The 2,634-nt window shown below is 72.6% G+C and carries 4 protein-coding genes; all 4 read left to right on the top strand.

The annotated features are described in order from the left end of the window. The coding region (locus ACTIR_RS0118300) for an NADH-quinone oxidoreductase subunit H (protein WP_026455369.1) at positions 1–726 on the top strand (726 nt) is incomplete at its 5' end. A gap of 105 nt (positions 727–831) precedes the next feature. Next, positions 832–1,431 (top strand): NADH-quinone oxidoreductase subunit J, encoded by a 600-nt coding sequence (locus ACTIR_RS0118295; protein ID WP_411431337.1) that lies wholly within the window; start codon positions 832–834, stop codon positions 1,429–1,431. Continuing rightward, positions 1,428–1,733: an NADH-quinone oxidoreductase subunit NuoK gene (locus tag ACTIR_RS0118290; RefSeq protein ID WP_007026962.1), complete on the top strand. Its 306-nt coding sequence runs from the start codon at positions 1,428–1,430 to the stop codon at positions 1,731–1,733. Before ACTIR_RS0118295 ends, ACTIR_RS0118290 begins: the two co-directional genes overlap by 4 nt. Further along, the coding region (locus ACTIR_RS0118285) for a proton-conducting transporter transmembrane domain-containing protein (RefSeq protein ID WP_267879499.1) at positions 1,730–2,634 on the top strand (905 nt) is incomplete at its 3' end. The genes ACTIR_RS0118290 and ACTIR_RS0118285, both read left to right, overlap by 4 nt.

Here is a 2,634-nt window from a genome sequence, read left to right as displayed (position 1 = left end):
CGGGCGGCGGGCGTCGCGTTGCTCACCGCCGCACTGTCGGCCTCGCTGGCCACCCCGCTGGGCCGCTGGGCGGTCGGGGACCTCTCCGTCGGGCTCGTCTGGTTCAACGCCATGGAGATCGTGGCGTGGGCCGCCGTGTGGCTGGTGGGCTGGTCGGCCAACTCGGCGTTCGCCCTCGTGGGCGGCTACCGGTTCCTGGCGCAGGGGCTGGCCTACGAACTGCCGCACATGTTCGTGCTCACCACCGCCGCCATCGCGGCCGGGTCGTTGCGGATCGCCGACATCGTCGCCGCGCAGGACCGGTTGTGGTTCGTGGTCTGGATGCCGGTGGCGTTCGTGGTGTTCCTGGCGTCCGTGTCGGCGATGGCGTTCCGGGCACCGTTCGACCATCCGGTGCACGCGGACGTCGCGGGGGGTGCCACCGCTGAACTGTCCGGTGTGGACGCACTGGTGTTCCGTGCCGGACGGTGGCTGCTGCTCGTCTCGGGCGCGGCCATGTCCGTGCCGTTGTTCCTGGGCGGCGGGTCCGGCCCGCTGCTGCCCGGGTGGCTGTGGTCGGTGCTCAAGACGCTCGCGGTCCTCGCCGTCCTGGTCTGGGCCGGGCGGCGGGTGCCGACCGTGCGGATGGAGCGGTTCGAGGAACTGTCCTGGGTGGTGCTGATTCCGCTGGCGTTGCTGCAGGCGCTTGCGGTGTCCCTCGTGGTGCTCGCGGGGGCGGTGCCGTGACCGGGATACCGACCCGCGGGCGGGACACGGCAACTCGCGGGCGTGGGGTGGCAACTCGCGGACACGAAGTGTCAACTCGCGGGCACGAAGTGGCAACTCGCGGGCATGGGGTGGCGACTCGCGGGGAGGGGGGTGGGGTCGGTGGGGAGTGAGGTGGTGTTCTGGGTGTGTGCGGCGGGGGCCGTGGTGGCCGGGATGCTGGTGTTCCGGGTGGACTCCATGGCCAGGGCCACGTTCGCGCTGCTGGTGTCCTTCGTCCTCGCCGGCGGGACGCTGCTGCTGGTCGGGCTGACCTACCTCGGGGTGCTCGTCGTGCTCATGATGATCATGGAAATGCTGATCATGGTCGTGTTCATGGTGATGTACATGATGAACCCGGCCGGGCTGATGCCCATGACGATGGTGCACAACCGGCGCGGGGCGCTCGGCATCGCCGTCGGCACCTTCGGTGTGCTCGCCACCGGCATCCTCCTCGTCGACTGGCCCTCGGCGGACACCGACCCGCCCGCGGAGGCGACCCGGGCGCTCGGCGCGGCCCTGATGGGGCCGAAGATGCTGGTGATGATGGTGCTGGGGCTGGTGCTGTTCGCCACCCTCGTCGCCACCGTGGTGCTGGCCACCCGGCGCGGCCGGTACGACCGCTACGGGGACCGGCTGGACCGCCGTCGACCCGACGACCCGGTGCGGGGCGGTGTCGGCCGGTGATCCTGGAGCACTATCTGCTGCTGGCCGCGGCGCTGCTCAGCGTCGGCCTGTACGGCGCGCTGTCCCAGCAGTCGGTCGTGATGATCATGATGGGCCTCGAACTCATGATCAACGCCGTGCTCGTGGGCGCCGCCGGGTTCTGGTACTTCGTCACCCCACGCCCCGCCGACGGCCAGGTGCTCATCGTGCTAGCGATCACCGCGATGGCGGTGGAGATGGCCGCGGGGTTCGCGGTGACCACGGCGCTGTTCCGGGCCCGGGACGTGGACATGACCGACATGGCCGCGGATCTGCGGGGATGAGTGCCATGACCGCGGTGCTCGTCGGACTCGTCGTCCTGCCGTCGGTGACCGGTGCGGTGCTGCTCGGCACCGGCCGTCCCGCCGACCGGTGGGCATTCCCGCTGGGGATCGGCGTGGCGGTGGTGGCGCTCGGCCTCGCCGTGGCCGCCGCGGTGGGCCGCCCGGAGCTGTCCGACGGGTTCCTGGCCGGGATCCCGGCCGGGCTGCGGGTGGACGGACTCTCCGCCGTCCTCGTGGTGACCGTGACCGCCGTGCTGCTCGCGGTGCTGGTGTTCGCCGCGGGCGACCTCCCCCGGGACGGGACGCGCGCCCGGTTCGTCGGCCTGATGCTGCTGTTCGCCGCGGCGATGCTGGTCACGGTCACCGCCACCACGCTGCTCACCCTGCTGATGGCGTGGGAGGTGATGGGCGCGACCTCGTACGCGCTGATCGGGTTCCGGTGGCACGAGACGCGCCGGGCGACCTCCGGCGCCGTGGCGTTCCTGACCACCCGGGCCGCCGATCTCGGGCTCTACGTCGCCGCCGGGGCGGCGCTCGCCGGGGGTGCGGGCGGCCTGTCGCTCGACGCGCTCGCCGACCTGCCCGCCGGGTGGGTCGACGTCACGGCCGCGGGGGTGGTGCTGGCGGCGCTGGGCAAATCGGCGCAGCTGCCGTTCAGTTTCTGGCTGTCCCGGGCGATGGACGGCCCGAGCCCGGTCTCGGCGATGCTGCACTCGGCCACGATGGTGGCGGCGGGGGCCTACCTGCTGCTGCGCCTGCACCCGCTGCTGAGCGCGACCGGGTGGGCGACGACGCTGGTGGTCTGGGCCGGGGTCGCCACGGCGCTCCTGCTCGGTGCGGTCGCGGTGGTGCAGCGCGAGCTCAAACAACTGCTCGCCGCCTCCACCTGCGCCCAGGTCGG

Source organism: Saccharomonospora iraqiensis subsp. iraqiensis (assembly GCF_000430445.1).
GTDB classification, from domain to species: Bacteria; Actinomycetota; Actinomycetes; order Mycobacteriales; family Pseudonocardiaceae; genus Saccharomonospora; species Saccharomonospora iraqiensis.
The sequence above is the reverse complement of the archived record's forward strand: the minus strand, read 5'-3'. Positions and strand labels throughout refer to the sequence as shown.